Origin of the sequence: Streptomyces sp. NPDC058289, assembly GCF_042880975.1 — a bacterium.
GTDB lineage: Bacteria > Actinomycetota > Actinomycetes > Streptomycetales > Streptomycetaceae > Streptomyces > Streptomyces stoeckheimensis.
Window position 1 is genome coordinate 1 of the sequence record NZ_JBHVYI010000011.1, and the last position, 19,591, is coordinate 19,591.

The 19,591-nt window shown below is 71.0% G+C and carries 18 protein-coding genes and 1 rRNA gene; 16 read left to right on the top strand and 3 right to left on the bottom strand.

Annotated elements, in window-relative coordinates; translation table 11 throughout:
- From rrf to ACFVX6_RS07735, 9 genes are all read left to right on the top strand, one after another.
- Positions 1 to 93 (top strand): 5S ribosomal RNA (gene rrf, locus ACFVX6_RS07695); the annotation flags it as partial.
- A gap of 288 nt (positions 94 to 381) precedes the next feature.
- On the top strand, positions 382 to 1,080 hold the full coding sequence (locus ACFVX6_RS07700) for an HAD family hydrolase (protein ID WP_389689018.1): 699 nt from the start codon (positions 382 to 384) through the stop codon (positions 1,078 to 1,080).
- Positions 1,081 to 1,139: 59 nt separating this feature from the next.
- Positions 1,140 to 2,369: an MFS transporter gene (locus ACFVX6_RS07705; protein WP_389689020.1), complete on the top strand. Its 1,230-nt coding sequence runs from the start codon at positions 1,140 to 1,142 to the stop codon at positions 2,367 to 2,369.
- Complete coding sequence (locus ACFVX6_RS07710) at positions 2,341 to 3,492, top strand: acetoin utilization protein AcuC (RefSeq protein WP_389689224.1); 1,152 nt, start codon at positions 2,341 to 2,343, stop codon at positions 3,490 to 3,492. Before ACFVX6_RS07705 ends, ACFVX6_RS07710 begins: the two co-directional genes overlap by 29 nt.
- Positions 3,493 to 3,769: 277 nt before the next feature.
- Entirely contained in the window at positions 3,770 to 4,600 is an 831-nt protein-coding gene (locus ACFVX6_RS07715) for a phosphatase (protein WP_389689022.1), read from the top strand.
- A gap of 114 nt (positions 4,601 to 4,714) precedes the next feature.
- Positions 4,715 to 4,924: a helix-turn-helix domain-containing protein gene (locus tag ACFVX6_RS07720; RefSeq protein ID WP_162688852.1), complete on the top strand. Its 210-nt coding sequence runs from the start codon at positions 4,715 to 4,717 to the stop codon at positions 4,922 to 4,924.
- A gap of 142 nt (positions 4,925 to 5,066) precedes the next feature.
- Complete coding sequence (locus ACFVX6_RS07725; RefSeq protein ID WP_003948845.1) at positions 5,067 to 5,165, top strand: 30S ribosomal protein bS22; 99 nt, start codon at positions 5,067 to 5,069, stop codon at positions 5,163 to 5,165.
- A gap of 95 nt (positions 5,166 to 5,260) precedes the next feature.
- Entirely contained in the window at positions 5,261 to 6,316 is a 1,056-nt protein-coding gene (locus tag ACFVX6_RS07730) for an NAD-dependent epimerase/dehydratase family protein (protein WP_250741035.1), read from the top strand.
- Positions 6,316 to 7,317: a lysophospholipid acyltransferase family protein gene (locus tag ACFVX6_RS07735; protein ID WP_389689024.1), complete on the top strand. Its 1,002-nt coding sequence runs from the start codon at positions 6,316 to 6,318 to the stop codon at positions 7,315 to 7,317. The genes ACFVX6_RS07730 and ACFVX6_RS07735 overlap by 1 nt, the downstream gene beginning before the upstream one ends.
- Before the next feature lie 125 nt (positions 7,318 to 7,442).
- Here ACFVX6_RS07735 and ACFVX6_RS07740 read toward each other — a convergent pair whose 3' ends face one another.
- The 3 genes from ACFVX6_RS07740 to ACFVX6_RS07750 form a co-directional block, all read right to left on the bottom strand.
- Complete coding sequence (locus tag ACFVX6_RS07740; RefSeq protein ID WP_389689026.1) at positions 7,443 to 8,657, bottom strand: DUF5667 domain-containing protein; 1,215 nt, start codon at positions 8,655 to 8,657, stop codon at positions 7,443 to 7,445.
- Between the two features lie 269 nt (positions 8,658 to 8,926).
- Entirely contained in the window at positions 8,927 to 9,745 is an 819-nt protein-coding gene (locus tag ACFVX6_RS07745) for an ECF subfamily RNA polymerase sigma factor, BldN family (RefSeq protein WP_243340126.1), read from the bottom strand.
- Positions 9,746 to 10,106: 361 nt separating this feature from the next.
- Positions 10,107 to 11,105: an HAD family hydrolase gene (locus tag ACFVX6_RS07750; RefSeq protein ID WP_389689028.1), complete on the bottom strand. Its 999-nt coding sequence runs from the start codon at positions 11,103 to 11,105 to the stop codon at positions 10,107 to 10,109.
- A gap of 116 nt (positions 11,106 to 11,221) precedes the next feature.
- Between ACFVX6_RS07750 and ACFVX6_RS07755 the strand changes: the two genes are divergently transcribed.
- The 7 genes from ACFVX6_RS07755 to ACFVX6_RS07785 all read left to right on the top strand — a co-directional run bounded on the left by ACFVX6_RS07755 (position 11,222) and on the right by ACFVX6_RS07785 (position 19,563).
- Positions 11,222 to 11,500 carry a glutaredoxin family protein gene (locus ACFVX6_RS07755; protein ID WP_250741030.1) on the top strand — a complete coding sequence of 93 codons (279 nt, stop codon included), beginning with the start codon at positions 11,222 to 11,224 and terminating at the stop codon, positions 11,498 to 11,500.
- Between the two features lie 273 nt (positions 11,501 to 11,773).
- Complete coding sequence (locus tag ACFVX6_RS07760) at positions 11,774 to 12,592, top strand: redox-sensing transcriptional repressor Rex (RefSeq protein WP_389689030.1); 819 nt, start codon at positions 11,774 to 11,776, stop codon at positions 12,590 to 12,592.
- The gene (locus ACFVX6_RS07765) at positions 12,589 to 14,364 is read left to right on the top strand and encodes a glutamyl-tRNA reductase (RefSeq protein WP_389689032.1); all 1,776 of its coding nucleotides are present in this window, start codon (positions 12,589 to 12,591) and stop codon (positions 14,362 to 14,364) included. The genes ACFVX6_RS07760 and ACFVX6_RS07765 overlap by 4 nt, the downstream gene beginning before the upstream one ends.
- Complete coding sequence (gene hemC / locus ACFVX6_RS07770) at positions 14,361 to 15,329, top strand: hydroxymethylbilane synthase (protein WP_389689034.1); 969 nt, start codon at positions 14,361 to 14,363, stop codon at positions 15,327 to 15,329. Before ACFVX6_RS07765 ends, hemC begins: the two co-directional genes overlap by 4 nt.
- Positions 15,326 to 16,993, top strand: a complete 1,668-nt coding sequence (locus ACFVX6_RS07775) for a bifunctional uroporphyrinogen-III C-methyltransferase/uroporphyrinogen-III synthase (protein WP_250741026.1) — start codon at positions 15,326 to 15,328, stop codon at positions 16,991 to 16,993. Before hemC ends, ACFVX6_RS07775 begins: the two co-directional genes overlap by 4 nt.
- 185 nt (positions 16,994 to 17,178) lie before the next feature.
- The gene (gene hemB, locus ACFVX6_RS07780; protein ID WP_389689036.1) at positions 17,179 to 18,180 is read left to right on the top strand and encodes a porphobilinogen synthase; all 1,002 of its coding nucleotides are present in this window, start codon (positions 17,179 to 17,181) and stop codon (positions 18,178 to 18,180) included.
- A 198-nt stretch (positions 18,181 to 18,378) separates the two neighbouring features.
- Positions 18,379 to 19,563: an acyltransferase family protein gene (locus tag ACFVX6_RS07785; RefSeq protein WP_389689038.1), complete on the top strand. Its 1,185-nt coding sequence runs from the start codon at positions 18,379 to 18,381 to the stop codon at positions 19,561 to 19,563.
- Positions 19,564 to 19,591: the final 28 nt, after the last annotated feature.

Below are 19,591 nucleotides of genomic sequence, written 5' to 3' on the forward strand. Positions count from 1 at the left end.
CGCCCGGTTTACATTCCGAACCCGGAAGCTAAGCCTTTCAGCGCCGATGGTACTGCAGGGGGGACCCTGTGGGAGAGTAGGACGCCGCCGAACAATCATTGTGGGAAAGCCCCGCACCAGCCCTTCAAGGGTTCGGTGCGGGGCTTTTCTGCGTTTACGGTCAAAAATCGCTGGCCGGTGATCCTTGCCGGCTCCTCGGCTGCTGGGCGGGCGACGGCCACCAGCGATCGAGGGCTATCGAAGGACCTGGAGGGGCGTCATCGAGTCCCTCGCGACCGGTCCCCGGAACCGAGCCGGGTGAAGGCACGATCTTTGGATGTCCTGCGGATGCCCGGCATGGGGTCCGGATGGATTGGCCCTGACGGCTCGTAGGGTTGTCGCATGGGCTACGACCTCGTCATCTTCGACAACGACGGCGTGCTGGTGGACAGTGAGCCGCTCGCCAACAGCATCCTCGCCGGGTACCTGACCGAGCTGGGCCACGCGACCTCGTACGAGGAGTCGCTCCGCGACTACATGGGGGCAGCGGTCCACCGGGTCCACGACCTGGTGCAGGAGCGGACCGGGCAGGCACTGCCGGCCGACTTCGACAGCACGCTGCACGCCCGTACCTTCGCCGCCTTCGAACGGGAGCTCAAGCCCGTGCCCGGGGTCGAGGGGGTGCTGGCGGCTCTGGTCGAGAGCGGGACCGCGTACTGCCTCGCGTCCTCCGGGAGCCACGAGCGGATCCGGGTCGGCCACCGGGCGGCCGGGCTCGACGAGTGGTTCGAGGAGGAGTGGATCTTCAGCTCGGACGACGTGGGCAAGGGCAAGCCCGCACCCGATCTGTTCCTGCACGCCGCGGACCAGATGGGCGTGGCACCCGGCCGGTGCGTGGTCGTCGAGGACAGCCCGCTGGGCGTCCAGGCCGCGCTGGCCGCGGGGATGGACGTGCTCGGGTACACCGCGATGGTGCCCGCCGACCGGCTGCCCGGCGCCACCGGATACTTCGGCGACATGAACCAGCTGGCCGGGCTGCTGGGGCTCGCGGAAGGTGCGGGCACCGGATACACCGGCTACAGCGGTGGGTTCTCGCACTGACCCAATCGATATGTGATCGCTCTACCCACCGGTAGCACCGGGGCCTACGCTGAGCCGCCATGACAGCAGACGTGCGGCTGCGCCGCGGGCGCGGGGCGTTGGGGTTCAGTTTCTTCGTGCAGGGCGTGGCCTTCGCGCTGCTCGTGACGCGGATCCCCGCCATTCAGGACCGGTACGGGATATCCGACGCACTGCTGCCCGTCTTCCTGGCCGCCGTGCCGATCCTCGCCGGTGTGTCCAGCGTGGTCACCGAGCACCTGGTGAAGCGGGTCGCGCCCAGCACCGTACTGCGGTGGGCGCAGCCGCTCGTGCTGCTCGCACTGCTGGGGGTCGGCGCCGGCAGCGAGATGTGGCACGTGGCGCTGGCGCTCGGGGCGTTCGGGCTGTTCGTGGGGGCGCTCGACGCCTCCATGAACATGCTCGGGGTGAGCCTGCAGGGCGCGTACGGGCGCAGCATCATGCTCGGCTTCCACGCCTCGTACAGCCTCGGCGGGATCCTGGGCGCTTCCGCCGCGTGGGCGGGGGCGCACTGGCACCTCTCCCTGTTCAGCTCCTACCTGCCCGCCGTGGTGATCCTGCTGCCGCTCGCGCTCCTCGCCAGCCGGTTCTACGTGGACCAGGACGGCAAGGCCGCCGGCTCCGAGGCCGCCAAGGGGCTCGGGCCGGGCGGGTTCAAGCTGCTGCTGCCGCTGTGCCTGGTGATGGCGTGTGCGTACATCGGGGACTCGACGGTCTCGAACTGGAGCGCCAAGTACCTCCAGGACGTGCTGGGCAGCTCCGAGCAGCTCGCCACCGTTCCGTACAACGTCTACATGGTGACCACCCTGCTCGGGCGGGCCGTCGGGGACCTCGGGGTGCGGCGCTTCGGGGCCGTGGCCGTCGTACGGATCGGGACGGTCGTCGCGGCGGGCGGGTTCGCCGTGGTCGCGGCGGCGCCCGGGGCGTGGGTGGGGATGCTCGGTTTCACCCTGCTGGGGTTCGGGCTGTGCGTGATCGTGCCGCAGACCTTCGCGGCCGCGGGTCGGCTGTTCCCGGACTCCTCCGACACCGCCATCGCGCGTTTGAACATTTTCAACTACGTCGGATTCCTGATCGGGGCGCCGCTCGTGGGCGGGATCGGGGACGCCTGGAGCTACCGGGGGGCGATGCTCGTGCCGATGGTGCTGGTCCTCGTCACTCTTTTCTATGCCCGCTCGTTCGCCACGGAGCCCGCCCGATACGGTGTCCGGCATGAGCGGCGAACCGGTGACCGGGCTGTTGATGTGGGACGAGGCGGTAACGAAGTATGACTTCGGGCCGGGCCATCCGATGGACCCGGTGCGCCTGGAGCTGACCATGGGCCTGGTACGGGCCTTCGGGCTCGACCGGGACCTGGAGGTACGGGCGGGCCGGCCGGCCGGTGACTCGACGCTGCGGCTGGTCCACCGCGAGGACTACGTGGCGGCCGTGCGCGAGGTGTCCGCCGACCCCGGGGTCGCCGACGGTTCGTACGGGCTGGGGACGGCGGACGATCCGGCGTTCCACGGGATGCACGAGGCGTCCGCGCTGATCGCCGGGCAGTCGGTCGCGGCGGCCGAGGCGATCTGGCGCGGCGAGGCCGAGCACGCCGTGAACTTCGCCGGCGGGCTGCACCACGCGATGCCCGGCGGGGCGGCCGGGTTCTGCGTGTACAACGACGCGGCGCTGGCGATCGCGCGGCTGCTGGAGCTGGGGGCCGAGCGGGTCGCCTACGTGGATGTGGACGTGCACCACGGGGACGGGGTCCAGGCGGCGTTCTGGGACGACCCCCGGGTGCTGACGATCTCGATGCACGAGCATCCGCGGACGCTGTTCCCGCAGACGGGTTGGCCGGAGGAGACGGGCGGGCCGGCGGCGGAGGGTTCGGCGGTGAACGTCGCGCTGCCCGCCGGGACCGGGGACGAGGGGTGGCTGCGGGCCTTCCACGCGGTGGTGCCGGAGCTGTTGGAGGACTTCAGGCCGCAGGTGCTGGTGACGCAGCACGGGGCCGATACGCACTTCGAGGACCCGCTGGCGCATCTGGCGGTGTCGTTGGACGCGCAGCGGGCCGTGCAGGAGGCGTGCCACGAGCTGGCGCACGCGTGGGTCGAGAGCGGGCGGTGGCTGGCGCTGGGTGGGGGCGGGTACGCCGTCGTGGACGTCGTACCGCGGTCGTGGACGCATCTGGTGGCGATCGCCGGGCATCGGGCGATCGATCCCGAGACGGCTGTGCCGGGGTCTTGGCGGGATGCGGTGTATGCGCGGACGCGGGTGGTGGCGCCCGGGCGGATGACGGACGGGCGGGTGCCGGGGTGGCGGGACTGGGAGGGGGGCTACGACCCTGCCGATCGGATCGACCAGGCCGTGCTCGCCACGCGGCGGGCGGTGTTCCCCCTGCGGGGGTTGCTGGCCTGAGCGGCCCAAGTGGCCTGGGTGGCGCCGGTGGTGTGGGGGTGGCCCTGCGGGACTGTCCCCTACCCGCCCTTCCACCGTTCCCCGGGCTGCGCCCGGACCCCCCTGAGGCTCCGCCCCAGACCCCGCGCCTCAAACGCCGGCGGGGCTGGATTTGGCCGGCGTTGGACTGGATGTGCTGGCCCTACGGACTGGACGTCCCGGACTGGCGTTGGGCCAACGGGTGCGGGTATGGCCGGAACTGGTGAGGGGTCAGGGTCGGTGCGGGAGCATCGGGAGGGTGTTGAGTACCGGCGCGTTGCGTGCGCATCTGCTGGCCGCCCGTCTGGCCGGGCCCGTCGCGACCTCTCGGGAGGAAAGCCTGCGCAGTTACCGGCTGTTCGCGGCGCGGGATCCGCGGGTTCTGCTGGGGCTGGATCCCGCGTGGGCGTGGGGCGAGGGTGACCTGCTGCGGCTGATGGCGCAGAAGTGCGGGGTCTCGGCGGACCCCGCGCACGTCAGCGGGCCGGACGTGATCGATCCGGAGCTGACGGTGGCGGGGCTGGAGGCCTTCGCGGAGAGGCTGCGGGCGGTGGCCGGGGCCCGGGCCCCGGTGCTGTTCGGGACCGGTCATCCGCACCGGCTCCTGGAGTTCTACGCCACATTGGCGGGGGCTCTGTCGGCGGCGGGATGTGATGTCCTCACTCCGGCGTGGGGGGCACGCGTGGACATGCAGACCCGGTTCGGCGTACGCACGCACCGCATCGATTACGTACGAGGGGTCGCACTGGTGCGGGAAGACGGCGCGCGGCCGGACGGGAGTGACACCGGCGCGCACTCCCATTCGCCGCTGCCGGTTCGGATCGCCCTCGGGGCGCTGGCGGAGGCCGGCGGGCCGTTGCCGGAGCTGGTGGTGGGGGACCACGGGTGGGTCTGCGGTGCAGGTCAGCTTGGTGTGGAGGCGATCGGGCTGGCCGACACAGATGATCCCGCGCTGTTCGTGGGGGAAGCCGAGGGGCAGGTGTCGGTGGCGGTTCCACTTGATGACGCGGTGCGCGCGGACTATTACCGACCGCTCACTCGCTATGTACTCAATCGGGCGAGTCTGCCGGGTCGGCAGGAGTGGACGTAGCTCCTCTTCCCCACTCGTATCACACGCCCCTACTCTGGGGAGTGAGCGTGCGACGACGGGGCGTAACCGGAGGGGAAGCCGGTGCCCGTCATGCGCGGAAGGTCAAGGTGTGTCATGGCTGCTGGCGAGAGGCCTCTCAGTGAGGTTCAGTTCCTGACCGTGGCGGAGGTCGCCTCGGTGATGCGAGTGTCGAAGATGACCGTGTACCGCTTGGTGCACAACGGACATCTGCCCGCAATCCGGGTGGGCCGGTCCTTCCGGGTCCCCGAAAATGCGGTGCACGAGTACCTCCGCGAGTCCTTTGTGGGGGTGGAATCGGCCTGAGGGCGAGGGTCGGGAGCCCGCGGTTACCCCTCGGGGGCACGCGGATTACAAGCTCAGAGCTCGGGCGGGTAGGCTAGGCCGACGTAGGTCGTGTGGGCCCCGACGCCCCGCACCGAATAAAGAGAAGTGAGCGAGGGTAGTCGTGGGCTCTGTTATCAAGAAGCGGCGCAAGCGGATGGCTAAGAAGAAGCACCGCAAGCTGCTCAAGCGCACCCGCGTCCAGCGCCGTAACAAGAAGTAAACGGCAGCTGTACGTGTTCTCCGCAGCCCCTCCACCATTCTGGTGGAGGGGCTGCGGTGCAGCCGGGGGACTTCTTCGAGGGAGGCGCTGAGCTCGTGGGGAAGGTCGTGCTGGTCACCGGGGCTGCCCGGCAGCTGGGGGGCCGCTTCGTGCGGCGGATCCAGCGGGACCCCGAGGTCGAGCGGGTGATCGCGGTCGACGCGGTGACCCCGCCGCACACGCTCGGCTCGGCCGAGTTCGTCCGTGCGGACATCAGGCAGTCGGCCATCGCCCGGGTGCTGGCCGAGAACGCCGTCGACACGGTGGTCCATCTCGCGGTCACCGGGGGAGCGGCGACGGGCGCGGGCTCCGGCTCGTACAGCACCGTCAAGGAAACCAACGTCATCGGGACGATGCAGCTCCTGGGAGCCTGCCAGAAGTCCCCGACGGTTCGGCGGCTCGTGGTGAAGTCCAGTACCAGTGTGTACGGGGGCACCTCGCGGGATCCGGCCGTCTTCACCGAGACCACGCAGCCGAAGTCGCTGCCCGCCGCCGGCTTCGCCAAGGACGCCACCGAGGTCGAGGGGTACGTACGCGGCTTCGCGCGCAGGCGGCCCGATGTCGCGGTGTGCGTGCTGCGGTTCGCGAACATCCTCGGGCCCTTCGCCGACTCGGCGCTCGCCGAGTACTTCTCGATGCCGCTGATCCCGACCGTGCTGGGCTACGACCCGCGGTTGCAGTTCGTGCACGAGGACGACGTACTGGACGTGCTGCGGCTGGCCTCGCAGACCAGCGGGCCCGGCGGGCTGAGCGGGACCTTCAACATCGCCGGCGACGGGGTGCTGCTGCTGTCGCAGTGCGCGCGGCGGCTGGGACGGCCGACGGTGCCGCTGCTGCTGCCCGCGGTGACCTGGGTGGGCGCGGCGCTGCGGGCGGTCGGGGCGACGGACTTCTCGCCCGAGCAGATAAGGCTCCTCACGCACGGGCGGGTCGTGGAGACCACGCAGATGCGGGAGGCGCTGGGGTTCGAGCCGATGTATACGACCGCCGAGACCTTCGCCGACTTCACGCGGAGCCGGGGCGGCGGGCTGCTGCCGCCGGACCGGGTGGGGCGGGCCGTGGACCGGGTGGCCGGGTTGCTGGACGTGGACATGGATGGAGCGAAGCGATAGTGGCGGACGCCAAGGTCATTCCGTTCGACGAGGACCGGCCGCGACGGCGGTCCTCGCCCGCCCGGCGCGTACGCGTCGCGCCGGAGGCGCCGGTCACGCCCGTCGCGGATCCGGTCGGGCCGGAGCCGGTGGTGGAGGCCGTACCGGAACCGGCGGCGGCGGACGCCTGGGGCCGGCGGATCGCCGGCGGGCTGGCGTTCCTGCGGCGCCGGATCACCGGGGAGTACGAGGTCGACGACTTCGGCTACGACAAGGAGCTGACGGACCAGGTCCTGATGTCCCTGATGCGGCCGCTGTACGACAAGTACTTCCGGGTCGAGGTCAAGGGCATCGAGAACATCCCGAAGGAGGGCGGCGCGCTGATCGTGGCGAACCACTCCGGGACGTTGCCGCTCGACGGCCTCATGCTCCAGGTCGCCGTGCACGACCAGCACCCGGCGCAGCGGCACCTGCGGCTGCTGGCGGCCGACCTGGTGTTCATGCTCCCCGTGGTGAACGAGCTCGCGCGGAAGGCCGGGCACACGCTGGCGTGCGCGGAGGACGCGCAGCGGCTGCTGGAGGCCGGGGAGCTGGTGGGCGTGATGCCCGAGGGCTTCAAGGGGATAGGGAAGCCGTTCGGGGACCGGTACAAGCTCCAGCGGTTCGGGCGGGGCGGGTTCGTGTCGACCGCGCTGCGTGCGGGGACGCCGATCGTGCCCTGCTCGATCGTGGGGGCGGAGGAGATCTACCCCATGATCGGGAACTCGAAGACGCTGGCGAGGCTGCTGGGGATCCCGTACTTCCCGATCACGCCGACGTTTCCGCTGCTGGGGCCGCTGGGGGCGGTGCCGCTGCCGACGAAGTGGACGATCCAGTTCGGGGAACCGATTCCGACGGACGGGTACGCGGCGGAGGCCGCCGAGGATCCGATGCTGATGTTCAACCTGACCGATCAGGTGCGGGAGCAGATCCAGCACACGCTGTACAAGCTGCTGGTGCAGCGGAGGTCCGTCTTCTTCTGACCGGCACGGTCTTCGGATCGGCACGGCCTTCTGGCGCGCCGGTCGGCTGAGCGCGACGAAAACGCCGGCGGGGCTGGATTTCCAGCTCCGCCGGCGTTTTCGTCGTTGCTCGCTGCTAGTCGCCGTTAGTCGGCGTCCTCCGCCTTGATGCCCAGGCCTGGGAGGAGGCCGGGGAGGAGGGGCGGGAGGGTGATGTCCGGGTGGGCGGGCGTGGGGGTGCCGCCGGGTCCGGACGGGGTGGGCTGGCCCTGGCCCGCGGGCGGGTTCAGGAGGTTGCCCGTGCCGCCCAGGAGACCGCCGCCGGGGGGCGGGGTCTTCGGGGAACCCGAGGCCTGGCCCGTGGGCGGGTTGGGAGCCGCGGACGGTGCGCCCGAGGAGGGCGTCGCCTGCTGCTTGCCCGCCGGGGCGCTCGGCTTCGTGGAGGGGCCGGAGCCGCGGGTCTGTTCCGGAGGCTTCGGGAGCAGACTCTGGAGCGGCGCCACGTCTTGGTCTATGGCCTGGAAGACCGACTCCACCTCACCGCCCACGTCCGTGAGCTGCGCGGGGAGATTGCCCCGGAGCTTGGCCCACGCGTCCCGGTGTGAACGGGAGAACGAGGACAGTGCCTGGATCGGGCCGAGCGAGCCGTCCCGTTCGTAGGCGGCCTGGAGCAGCCGGTGGCCCTCCGAGGCGTCGTGCTTCATGCCCGCGAGGGCTCGGCGGATCTCGCCGAGGGACTCGTGGTCGAGTGCGCCGAGACGGCCGCGCTCCATGAGGCGACGGGCCTCCGACAGACGGCTCGAAGCCTGGTCGAGATAGAGCTCGCCCCGGTCCGAATCGTCGTCGGCCATCCCGAGCCGGATGTCCTCCATGCCCCGCTTCACGGGGTACAGATGGTCACCCGGCAGGGCGTCCGTGCTGGCAGCGGCCACTCCGCTGAAGGCCCCCGCGGCCACACCTACGGTGAGACCGCCTGCCGCAATGCCCTTGGACCAGCGGGAGCGGGGCCGCAATTTCCGGAGCGAGGTCGCCCGGTGGGCGCCGCGGCCGGTCCGCTGTTCGGGCACTTGAGGGTCGGCGGCCACGCCGCCTCCGGCCCTCTCTTCCATCACCTTGGCTTCCATGGCGGCAATGAGCTGGGCTCGTTGCACCACTTTGACCTCGGGGTCCAGCACCGGGCGCGGCATTCTTTCGCCGAGCACGCTCGCCAGGGCCAACAACCGGTCGTGGTCGGCAGGTTCGGCAGGTGCCTCGGACTGCTCGGCCGCCGGGTCCGGTTCCGAAAGCTCGGACGGGGTCCGCTCCTCCAGGGCCTGGGCGAAGGCGTTCGCCCGCCGGTGCGGAGTCACGTTCGCGATCACTGGCGGCACCTCCTCTCGTCATGACGATCGACTCCCCAAGGTGTCCGGAAGGTTGCCTTCCTTGAGCACATCCACACTTTCGAGTGAGCGGCTTCGGGCAGGGCTTGTCCACAGGGAGCCTGCATTCCCCACAACGAGCGGCGCGGCACTTGGGTTACGGACGAAGGATGATCGGACCACAGCGTCGTTGGATTCGGCAGTGTCGTCACTGTCGTCGGTGTCATCAAGGTCATCAGGGAGGGGTACCGAAATGTGAGAGGAGGGCGGCGTCAGCGGGCGTCGTCGGGGAGCAGGCGGGCCAGGGTGCGGACCGCCCGGTACTGGAGGGTCTTGATGGCACCCTCGTTCTTTCCCATCACCCTGGCCGTCTCGGCGACCGAGAGGCCCTGCAGGAAGCGCAAGGTCACGCACTCCTGCTGCTGCGGATTGAGTTTCCGTACGGCTTCCAGCAGGGCCGCGTTGGAGAGGGACTCCAGGACGGAGTCCTCGGGGGACCGTTCCACCTCGTTGGCGTCGAGCATTTCGCCGGTGGTGACTTCCAGGCGGAAGCGGCTCGACTTGAAGTGGTCGGCGACCAGGTTGCGGGCGATCGTCACGAGCCAGGCGCCGAAGTCGCGGCCCTGCCAGGTGAAGGTGGAGATGCGGCGCAGCGCACGCAGGAAGGTCTCGCTGGTGAGATCCTCCGCGGTCGCCTTGCCGCCGACGCGGTAGTAGATGTAGCGGTAGACGGTGTCGCTGTACTGGTCGTACAGGCGCCCGAAGGCATCGGCCTCGCCGGCCTGGGCGCGTTCGACCAGGTCCATCATGCGGGCCTGGTCGCTGTCCGCGGTGGGACGGCGGGCGGCGGGCGCGGTGGTCCCGGCGGCTGCGCCCCCGGCGGACGAGCCGCCGGCGCGACCGCGTCTGCCCACCGTTGCCCCGCCGTCGGTCAGGGCATAGCAAGGACCGGCCGGGCCGAGTCCGGCGGGGACCGCGGTGGCGAATGCGGGGACGGTGTACGCGGTGGGGACGAAGCCGCGCAGCTGGTCGAGGACCGTTGCGCGCAGCGTAGCCAGGCCCGAGGCGTCAACCCCGACAGGTGGGTACACGGGACTCCCAGAGGCAGAGCTTCCATCACGTGCAGTGCGGGACCGTTCACCCGTCGTAGCGACAGATGGCGGTGGCATGCGTTTGAGGAGAATAACGCTTCGTACAGGCGGCGCTACACCCAGTTGCTCAAATCACCGGTTACGACACTTCTGTTGCGTGTCGAGGGCATATTCAGGCACGGATGGTGATCGATTCTTGATCAGTTGGGTGCGCGGAATGCCTGCTTCCACGGTGGCTCGCGACCGAGTAGGGCAGGGCGGAATGCCGCGCCGGAGGTGCGGGTAGAGGTGAGCGAATGTCCCGGGCGGGCAAGGGCGCCGGGCGTGGTGGGGCGGGAGGCCGGGCAGGGCCCCGCAGTCGCTACTTGCGGCGGCGGTGCAGGGCGATGGCGGCGGCCGTGCCGCCCGCGATCGCGCCGACGCCCGCGGCGGCCGGGACGCCGATCTTCACGGCCTTGCGGCCGGTCCGATAGTCGCGCAGGCGCCAGTCGTTGGAGCGGGCATGCTTGCGCAGTTTTGTGTCGGGATTGATCGCGTACGGGTGTCCGACCAGGGACAGCATCGGAATGTCGTTGTGCGAATCGCTGTACGCCGCGCAGCGCGCGAGGTCCAGTCCCTCGGCGGCGGCCAGGGCGCGGACCGCCTCCGCCTTGGCGGGGCCGTGCAGGGGCTCGCCGACCAGCCGGCCGGTGTAGACGCCGTCCACGGACTCCGCGACGGTGCCGAGGGCCCCGGTCAGGCCGAGCCGGCGGGCGATGATCGTGGCGGTTTCCACGGGGGCGGCCGTGACGAGCCAGACCTTCTGGCCGGCGTCGAGGTGGGCCTGCGCCAGGGCGCGGGTGCCCGGCCAGATCCGCACCGCCATGTACTCGTCGTAGATCTCCTCGCCGATGGACATCAGTTCGGAGACCTTGTGTCCCTTGACGATGGACAGCGCGCTGTCGCGGGCGTCCTGCATGTGCTCGGGGTCCTCGACCCCGGCGAGCCGGAACCAGGCCTGCTGCCAGGCGAAGCGGGCGAGCTCGCGGCGGCGGAAGAACTCCCGCTTGTAGAGGCCGCGGCCGAAGTGGAAGATCGCGGCGCCCTGCATGACGGTGTTGTCGAGGTCGAAGAAGGCGGCGGCCAGGTCGTCGCCGGCGACGGGGAACTCGGGCTCGGCGGGCTCGGCGGGCTCCTGCGGGGCCTCCGGCTCCGCCTCCGCCGCGCGTTCCGCTTCGGTGGTTCCGGGGAAGTCCGTGCCGTCGAGCAGTTCGTCGCCCAGTGCGGTCTTGCGGGCGGCCTCGGCCGAGGCCTCGCCTGCCAGCACGCTCCGCGCGGTGGCGGAGCGCCTACGGGGGGTGAGCCATCCCAGAGCGGCCATGACGCGAGCATAGCCACTGTGTTCGGGAGTTCCCGAACCGATGGGAATCGGTGGTGTGAACTCTTCGGTGCGTCCGGCCCGGGGTGGTCGGGGTGCGGGCGCGGGAGAATGGGTGCATGAGTCCTTTGCTGCGCCGTGCCGAAAAGAAGCGTCCGGAGGAGCGGTTGGTCACGCTCATCGGGAAGCCGGGGTGCCATCTCTGTGATGACGCCCAGGAAGTGGTCGAAAAGGTCTGCGCCGAGACGGGTGCACAGTGGGAGAAGAAGGACATTTCGCAGGATGAGGAGCTGTACCGCCTGCACTGGGAGCAGATTCCGGTCGTGCTGGTGGACGGCGAGCAGCACACCTTCTGGAGGGTGAACCCTGACCGGCTCCGACGGGCATTGCAGGCCTAGGTCGTCGGGCGGTTACCATCGTGGGCGATTTATGCGGTCTCGGGGGCGTATTGGTGAGGAGTGTGTACCGTTTTGCCCCCTTCGGGAATTGAACGGGTTCGGCGTGTCGCCGGTTCCCGGTCCATACGCCCAAGGCGCGTGACCCCGGTCACTTTGGTCGGACAAAGCGGACACAATCTTTGTGCACGCGTTCACAAAGACATAGCCTGCATTCGACGGGGTGGTCCTGGGACAAGTGGCCACCTGCAGCCCCGCTCATCCCGCAGGAGCATCGTGGCAACTGGCCGAACTCACCGACCGGCGACCCGCAGCCGAGGTATTCCCGAGGCCACTGTCGCCCGGCTTCCGCTGTACTTGCGCGCCCTCACCGCGCTCTCCGAGCGATCGGTGCCCACGGTGTCCTCCGAGGAGCTGGCCGCGGCCGCCGGAGTCAACTCCGCGAAGCTCCGCAAGGACTTCTCCTACCTCGGCTCCTACGGGACCCGAGGCGTCGGGTACGACGTGGAGTACCTCGTCTACCAGATCTCCCGCGAGCTCGGGCTGACCCAGGACTGGCCGGTCGTCATCGTCGGCATCGGCAACCTCGGCGCCGCGCTGGCCAACTACGGCGGTTTCGCGTCGCGCGGTTTCCGCGTGGCCGCGCTCATCGACGCCGATCCGGCCATGGCCGGCAAGCCCGTCGCCGGCATGCCCGTGCAGCACACCGATGAGCTCGAGAAGATCATCGAGGAGAACGGCGTCTCGATCGGGGTCATCGCGACTCCGGCAGGGGCCGCCCAGCAGGTCAGCGAGCGGCTCATCGCCGCAGGAGTCACGTCCATCTTGAACTTCGCGCCGACCGTGCTGTCCGTGCCCGAGGGCGTGGACGTGCGCAAGGTCGACCTGTCGATCGAGCTGCAGATCCTGGCCTTCCACGAGCAGCGCAAGGCCGGTGAGGAAGCGGCGGCCGCCGCTGCCGCCGGAGGCTCCGCCACGGGCACCGGCACCGGGGCGGCTCCCGCCGCCGCCGTCGTGCCGCCCGCCGGCCGGGCCACCGCCGTCGCGCGGAAGGGCGGACCCGACGGGGACGTTCCGGCGGTGATGCCGGCATGAGTCTGCTCGTCGTAGGGCTGAGTCATCGCAGTGCGCCCGTGAGCGTGCTGGAGCGCGCTTCGCTGGCCGCCGATGCCAAGGTCAAGCTGCTGCACGACACGCTCGCCGCGGAGCCGGCGGCGGAGGCGGCGGTGCTCGCCACCTGCAACCGGATCGAGCTGTACGCGGACGTGGACAAGTTCCACGCCGGTGTGGCCGAGCTGTCGACGCTGTTGGCGCAGCACAGCGGGGTCGCGCTGGAGGAGCTCACTCCTTATCTGTACGTGCACTACGAGGACCGGGCCGTCCACCACCTCTTCTCGGTGGCGTGCGGGCTGGACTCGATGGTGGTCGGCGAGGGGCAGATCCTCGGGCAGATCAAGGACGCGCTGGCGCTGGGGCAGGAGCTCCACACCGCTGGGCGGCTGATCAATGATTTGTTCCAGCAGGCGCTGCGCGTCGGCAAGCGGGCGCACTCCGAGACCGGGATCGACCGGGCGGGGCAGTCGCTGGTGACCTTCGGGCTGGAGCAGCTCGCCGTGCGGGTGCCGGTGGAGGAGTGGGCCGCGGGGAAGCGGGCGCTCGTCATCGGGGCCGGGTCGATGTCTTCGCTGGCTGCGGCGACGTTGGCGCGGGTGGGTGTTGCCGAGGTCGTGGTGGCGAACCGGACCGCCGAGCGGGCGGAGCGGTTGGCCGAGATTCTGGTTGCCTCGGGCACCGGGGTGGCGGCTTCGGCCATTGCGATGTCCGGTGTCGCCGATGAGCTGGCTCGGGTTGATGTCGTCGTGTCCTGTACGGGGGCCACTGGGCTGGTGCTGACCGGGGACGACGTGGCCGCGGCCGTGGAGGCGGGCCCTGCGGGGGCTGTCCCCTACCCGCCCTTCCACCGTTCCCCGGGCTCCGCCCGGACCCCGATGCCGGGTGCGGCGCCGTTGCCGGGGACCAGTCCCCGGACCCCTGCGCCTCAAACACCGGCGGGGCTGAATTCGGCTGACGCCGAGCTCGTTGCACGGCTGGCCGTGCTGGCGGGCGAGGGGCGGCGGATCGCCGATGCCGGGGCCGTGCGGAGCAAGGTCGTCGTCGAGGAGCGGGACGGGTGTCCCGTGGGGCTCGAGGCGCCGGCTTCCGATCCGGGGCGGACCGCCGATGGGCGGGCCGCGCTCGCCGGGGTGGACGCCGGGTCGCTGGAGCTGCACGGGACCTGGGCCGACCAGGGCGAGGCCGCCGCGCAGCGGCAGCAGCCGCGCAAGGGCGTACGGAGCCAGGTGGACGCGCAGCCCGTACGGCTCGCGCTGCTCGACCTGGCCATGCCGCGCGACATCGACGCCGCCGTGCACCGGATCCCCGGGGTGCGGCTGGTCGACATCGAGTCGCTCGCCGAGGCCTCCGCCGATGCGCCCATGGCCGCCGACGTCGACGCCGTGCGCGCGATAGTGGCCGCGGAAGTGGCCGCCTTCGGGGCCGCCCAGCGGGCCGCGCACATCACACCCACCGTGGTCGCCCTGCGCGCCATGGCCGCGGAGGTCGTCGCCATGGAAGTGGCACGGCTCGACGGGCGGGTACCCGATCTCGACGAGCGGCAGCGGGCCGAGGTCACCCAGACCGTGCGCCGCGTCGTCGACAAGCTCCTCCACGCGCCGACCGTGCGCGTCAAGCAGCTCGCGAGCGAGCCCGGCGGCGCCGGGTACGCCGAGGCGCTGCGCGAACTCTTCGATCTCGACCCGCAGACGGTGGCCTCCGTCAGCCGGGCCGACGAGGCTGACAAGAACCACGACTCAGGACGGGCATCATGAATCCACGTCTCGACCAGCCGCTGAGGCTCGGCACGCGGCGCAGCAAGCTGGCCATGTCCCAGTCCGGGCATGTCGCCGAGGCGGTACGGGCGATCACCGGCCGGCCCGTCGAGCTCGTGGAGATCACGACCTACGGTGACGTGTCCCGCGAGAGCCTTTCGCAGATCGGCGGCACCGGCGTCTTCGTCACCGCCCTGCGCGAGGCACTCGTGCGCGGCGAAGTCGACTTCGCCGTGCACTCGCTGAAGGACCTGCCCACCACGCAGCCCGCCGAGCTCGTCATCGCGGCGATGCCGCAGCGCGAGGACCCGCGCGACGCGCTCGTCGCCCGCGACGGCCTGACCTTCGAGCAGCTGCCCGACGGTGCGCGCATCGGCACCGGCTCGCCGCGGCGCAGGTCGCAGCTGCACGCGTACGCCAAGTCGCTGGGCAAGGTCATCGAGACCGTCGCCATCCGCGGCAACGTCGACACCCGGATCGGCTTCGTGCGGGACGGCGAGCTCGACGCGGTCGTGCTGGCCGCCGCCGGGCTCAACCGGATCGGCCGCGGCGACGAGGCCACCGACCTGATCTCCGTGGACAACATGCTGCCCGCGCCCGGCCAGGGTGCCCTGGCCGTGGAGTGCCTCGCGTCCGAGACGGACCTGATCTCCGCGCTCGCCGAGCTCGACGACCCGTACACGCGGGCCGCCGTGACCGCCGAACGCGCCCTGCTCGGTGCCCTGGAGGCCGGCTGCAGCGCCCCCGTGGGTGCGCTCGCCGACCTGTTGGCCGACGGGCAGATTGTCAATGAGATGCGCCTGCGGGGAGTCGTGGGAACCCTCGACGGTTCCACGCTGGTGCAGCTGTCCACCACCGGTCCCGTGCCCCAGTCGTACGACGAGGCCATGGCGCTCGGCCGCGAACTCGCGGACGAGATGCTGGCCAAGGGCGCGGCCGGTCTGATGGGGGAGCGGTCGCTTTGAACCCCACAAGCCCAACCACCTCCGCGTTTCCGTCCGTCGCCGTCCAGGGGCACGTCACCTTCCTCGGTGCCGGCCCGGGCGACCCGGGACTGCTGACGCTTCGCGCCGTGGAGGCCCTGGCCGCCGCGGACGTACTGATCGCGGAGCCCGAGGTGCTCGAGGTCGTACGTACGCATGCGCGCGCGGGGGTGGACACGCCACAGCTGACGATTGCTGACGAGAAGTCAGCAGCCGCCGGAGTCCCGGTCATCCGAGATGCCGCCAATCTTGTCATGGAGGCCGCGCGCTCCGGCAGGCGGGTCGTCCGTGCCGTCACCGGCGACCCCGGACTCGACGGGAACGCGGCCGAGGAGATGCTCGCCTGCGCCACCGGCGGCATCCCCTTCGAGGTCGTCCCCGGCGTCGCGACCGCCGTCGGCGTGCCCGCGTACGCCGGTGTTCCGCTGGCCGGCAAGCAGGGTGCGGACGTGAGGTTCGTGAACGCGCGGACCGCCTCCGCGCGCTGCTGGAGCGAGGTGGGCGCCAGCGACGGCATCCTCGTCGTCTCCGCGACGCTGGAGACCGTTTCGGCGGCGGCGGCCGAGCTGATCGGCGCCGGGCGCAAGCCCGACACCCCGCTCACCGTGACCGTGGCCGGTACGACGACCCGCCAGCGGACGTGGAGCGCGACCCTCGGGACCATCGCGCAGGTGTTCAAGCAGGGCAAGATCCTGCCCTCGCCCGAGGGCGCGCGCTCCGTCATAGCCGTGGTCGGGGAGCACGGCGCCGTCGCGCGCCGCGAGGAACTGTCCTGGTTCGAGTCGAAGCCGCTGTTCGGCTGGCGCGTGCTCGTCCCGCGCACCAAGGAGCAGGCCGCCTCGCTCTCCGACCAGCTCCGTTCGTACGGCGCGGTGCCCCACGAGGTGCCGACCATCGCCGTGGAGCCGCCGCGCACCCCGCAGCAGATGGAGCGGGCGGTCAAGGGGCTCGTGACGGGCCGCTACGAGTGGATCGCCTTCACCTCCGTCAACGCGGTCAAGGCCGTGCGCGAGAAGTTCGAGGAGTACGGGCTCGACGCCCGTGCCTTCGCCGGCATCAAGGTCGCCGCCGTCGGCGAGCAGACCGCCGCCGCCCTGGTGGAGTTCGGCGTCAAGCCCGACCTCGTGCCCAGCGGCGAGCAGTCCGCCGCCGGTCTGCTGGAGGACTGGCCGCCGTACGACCCGGTCTTCGACCCGATCGACCGCGTCTTCCTGCCGCGCGCCGACATCGCCACCGAGACCCTGGTCGCCGGGCTGATCGAGCTCGGGTGGGAGGTCGACGACGTCACCGCCTACCGGACCGTGCGCGCCTCGCCGCCGCCGCAGGACACCCGCGAGGCGATCAAGGGCGGCGGTTTCGACGCCGTGCTCTTCACCTCGTCGAGCACCGTGCGCAACCTCGTCGGCATCGCCGGCAAGCCGCACAACGTCACCGTCATCGCGTGCATCGGCCCGGCCACGGCCAAGACGGCCGAGGAGCACGGGCTCCGGGTCGACGTGCTGTCGCCGGAGCCGAGCGTGGGCAAGCTGGCGGAGGCCCTGGCGGAGTACGGGGCCGCGCGCCGCGAGGCCGCGAAGGAGGCCGGGGAGAGCGTGTACCGGCCGAGCGAGCGGCGACCGGGGGCGCGCAGGCGTCGTACGACCTGATGAGCGCCTTAGCGGTGTTACGCGGCAGGGCCCGGGTGTGATGTGCACCCGGGCCCTGTGGCATGTTCGGGCCCGTGACGCCCCGAGCACCGGGCGCCGGCGCCCGGCTGACGGGGCGGAGTGGGGCCGGGCCGGGCTCTAGGCTTGTGCCGACTGCTGTCGAAGCTCGAAGAGGCGACTAGAAGATGAGCACGTACGGATCCTTCCCCGGCTCGCGGCCCCGTCGGCTGCGCACCACCCCGGCGATGCGGCGGATGGTCGCGGAGAACCGACTGCACCCCTCGGACCTGATCCTCCCGGCATTCGTCCGGGAGGGCATCAGCGAGCCGCTCGCCATCTCGGCGATGCCGGGCGTGGTGCAGCACACCCGGGACACGCTGCGGAAGGCCGCCGTGGAGGCCGTCGAGGCCGGAGTCTCGGGGATCATGCTCTTCGGCGTACCGGCCGACGAGAACAAGGACGCGCGGGGCACGGCGGGCACCGAGCCGGACGGGATCCTCCAGGTCGCGATCCGCGACGTGAAGGCGGAGGTGGGGGACGATCTGGTGATCATGTCCGACCTGTGCCTGGACGAGTACACCGACCACGGGCACTGCGGGGTCCTGGACGAGCACGGCCGCGTGGACAACGACGCGACGCTGGAGCGCTACGCCGAGATGGCGCAGGTGCAGGCCGACGCGGGCGTCCACGTGGTGGGTCCGAGCGGGATGATGGACGGCCAGGTCGGCGTCGTCCGCGACGCCCTGGACGAGACGGGCCACGAGGACGTCTCGATCCTCGCGTACACGGCCAAGTACACGTCCGCCTTCTACGGTCCCTTCCGCGAGGCCGTCGCCTCCTCGCTCCAGGGCGACCGCAAGACGTACCAGCAGGACCCGGCGAACGCCCGGGAGTCGCTGCGCGAGCTCGCCCTCGACCTGGAGGAGGGCGCCGACATGGTGATGGTCAAGCCGGCCGGGCCCTACCTGGACATCCTCTACCGGGTCGCGCAGTCGGTGGACGTCCCGGTGGCGGCGTACCAGATCAGCGGCGAGTTCGCGATGATCGAGGCGGCGGCGGAGAAGGGCTGGATCGAGCGCGAGCGGGCGATCCTGGAGACCCTGCTCGGCATCAAGCGGGCGGGCGCGGACACGATCCTGACGTACTGGGCGACGGAGGTCGCGCAGTGGCTGCGGGCTGAGCGGTAGGGCTCAGCGCCGGAGCTGAGCGGTAGGTGGAGGGGCCCGGGCGGGGATGCCCGGGCCCCTTCCTGTGCGCCGGCGGTGAACGGCCGGAACCGGTCGGGCCCGACGTGTTGAGCGGGCCACGAGCGGGCGCCGGTACAAAGGCGCTTCACCTGCCGAATCAGGGCCGCACCGCAGGACCACATCCCCGAAGGAAGCCCCATGGCCACTGACCAGATCTTGACCGGTTCTGCGCCGACCCGCTCCAGAACGGCGCCGCCCCCCACCGACGCACCGCCGCGCCGCACGACCCGGCTCGACTCGCTCACCGGCCTGCGCTTCCCCGCCGCGCTGCTGGTCTTCGCCCATCACGCCTTCCTGCCCATACCCCCGCTGCGGCTGCTGGCGGACGACGACACCGAGTACCGGCTGGCCAGTTGGTTCACCCAGGCGGGCGGGCTCGGGGTGACCTTCTTCTTCGTGCTCAGCGGGTTCGTCCTGACCTGGTCGGCCCGGGACCGGGACACCACCACGGGGTTCTGGCGGCGCCGGTTCGTCAAGATCTACCCGAACTACGTGGTCACCTGGGCGCTCGCGCTGTCCCTGTTCGCGCTGTACTACACCTCTGCGGGCGTCGCGGTGGCCAACCTGTTCATGGTGCAGGTCTGGTGGCCCGAGTACATGACCAACTTCAGCGTGAACGCACCGAGTTGGTCCCTGGCCGTGGAAGCGGTCTTCTACCTGTGCTTCCCCGCCCTGCTGGCGGCCTTCAAGCGGATCGACCCCGGCCACCTGAAGTACTGGATCACCGGCACGATCGCCACGGTGGTGGCCACCCCCGCCCTCGCCTACGCCCTGTTCCCGAGCGGCGACCGCATCCCCAGCGGCCACGACAGCTCGGTCTCCCAGTACTGGTTCAGCTACGTGCTGCCGCCGGTCCGCATGGCCGACTTCGCCCTCGGCATCCTGGTGGCGCTCGCCGTGAAGCACGGGCGCTGGCGCAACATCGGCATGATCTGGTCGAGCCTGCTGCTGGCCGCCTGCTACTGGCTGACCTTCCACGTGCCCTACCTCTACGGCCAGCGCGCCGTGCTGATCGTGCCGATCGTGCTGCTCATCGCGGCCGCCGCGAGCGCGGACATCGAGGGGCGGCCCAGTCTGTTCCGCCATCGCGCGATGGTGTGGCTGGGGGAGATCTCCTTCGCCTTCTACCTGCTGCACTACATCACGATGTGCTCGCTGCGCTGGGCGCTGGGCGAGGAACAGATGTACTCGCTCCCCGTGACCCTGGGCCTGCTGGCGGGCGTCGGGGCGGCCACGCTGCTCATGTCCTGGGGGCTCTTCGCCTGGGTCGAGACCCCGCTCGTCCGCCGCTTCGGCCGCTCGCGCCGCACGAAGACCGGCTGAGCCGGGTCGGACCGATTCGCATCGCGTC